General features: G+C 41.3%; 2 protein-coding genes. Both read left to right on the top strand.

Annotated elements, in window-relative coordinates; genetic code table 11:
* Nucleotides 1-165 precede the first annotated feature (165 nt).
* Nucleotides 166-450 carry a hypothetical protein gene (locus QN395_RS21275; protein ID WP_323493038.1) on the top strand — a complete coding sequence of 95 codons (285 nt, stop codon included), beginning with the start codon at nucleotides 166-168 and terminating at the stop codon, nucleotides 448-450.
* Nucleotides 451-600: 150 nt separating this feature from the next.
* Nucleotides 601-1,536, top strand: a complete 936-nt coding sequence (locus QN395_RS21270) for a hypothetical protein (RefSeq protein ID WP_323493037.1) — start codon at nucleotides 601-603, stop codon at nucleotides 1,534-1,536.
* Nucleotides 1,537-1,612: the final 76 nt, after the last annotated feature.

Genomic DNA, 1,612 nt, shown 5'->3' with positions numbered 1-1,612 from the left:
TCTCGGCTCTCAATCTTCTGTCTTGCGACTTCAGACTTTGAACTCCAAGCTCCGCTCTTTAGGGCGGGGTAGTTGACAACTTCCGACACAGCAACTACTCAAATTGACAAAACAATATAAAGGACTAACCAGCGATGGCCGGTCCTTTTTTTTTAGGATAACTACATGCAAAAAAAATTTCAGAACTATGAGCAATTCAGTTCTTTACTATCTGAATTGTCTGATTACGAAAAATGCATTTTATTTGGTGCTCGCACGGCCCAGTCCACCTTGGTTGCATCTAAAAGTGGTGAAAAAATACCTGCGCCGGTTCATCGTAACGCAACACTCAAGCTTGAAAAATTAGGCCTGTTTAAGAACACCCAACGCATAGCGCTAACTGATTGGGCTGCGAAATGGGTTGACGATCATCAATTATCTATTCCTAGCCATCTGTACCCTGCGATGTAATTTCGCTTTTTATAAATTCAAAGAATCCAATTTCTTTGTCATCAATTCACACATCACCTAGTTGTGAATTTTCAAATCAATGGTTCCTAATTGCCCCCGCATTGGACCCATTATCTACTCAATCTTAAATCCTAAAAAAGGAAATTAAATATGTGCGTTTTTACATTACCAAAAATAACTATGTTTTGTACAAAAGATGGCGCCGATAAAGAATATCACGCAGAAATAAAGGCAGTGGAGGGCGGTTACATCGTCCAGACACGACACGGAAAACGTGGTTCAGCCACGGTTCCAAAAGTAATACCGCCAACTGTTACCTACGACGAAGCAGTCGCTCAGTTCAACGATATTGTCAAAGAAAAAAAGAGCCCAAAGAAGGGTTATACCGAGGACGAGAGTGGCGTGCTGTACTCAACATCTGAAATGGCCGGTCTTATGTCTGGCAACTTTCCGCATCTTCTAACACCAATGTCCTATGAAGATCTGTTGGCCACAATGGACAATGATAATTTCGGGTGGATGGAAAAAATAGACGGCGAGCGGTTGATGATCGACAAAAAGAAAAATACCTTAGTGTCGTCAAATAAGCTAGGCATGATCAATAGCATTCCTCAGTCGATTATCGACGCGGTGAATGCTTTAGGCGTTGATGACCTGATGATCGATTGTGAAAACCGACTAGGCAAAATATTCGTGTTTGATATCTTGCGTATGAACCAAATAAGCTTGGTTTCTTTGCCGGCTATTGAGCGGTACCAATATTTGTCTACATTGAAACCTCAGGACAACCTTCTAATAGTGCCGATGCTTTTTAACAAGTCCGAAAAAGAGGAATTTCTTCAAAGTGCTAAAGCAGACAACAACACGCAGATTATCGAAGGCATCGTTGGCAAAAAACTTGATGGTCAATATGTGCCTGGCAGAGCCTCGCCTACAAATGCTACCCAGTTTAAATTTAAATTTGTTGAGGACTCATCTGTTTTTGTTATCGATGTTCACAAAACTAAACGTAGTGTTGAAATCGGAATGATCAATGAACATGGCCATGTTCGCTCAGTTGGCAATGTTGGTGTTCCAACCAAATAGGCGTTGGTGCACTTAAAAGTTGAAGTAAAAAGTACCCCAACCCCGATCATTTATGCAGGAACTTTCTGACTACGGA

It is taken from the genome of Undibacterium sp. RTI2.2, assembly GCF_035018705.1.
Lineage (GTDB): Bacteria > Pseudomonadota > Gammaproteobacteria > Burkholderiales > Burkholderiaceae_D > Undibacterium.
Note: the sequence above shows the minus strand (reverse complement) of the source record. Positions and strands in the feature narration are given on the sequence as shown.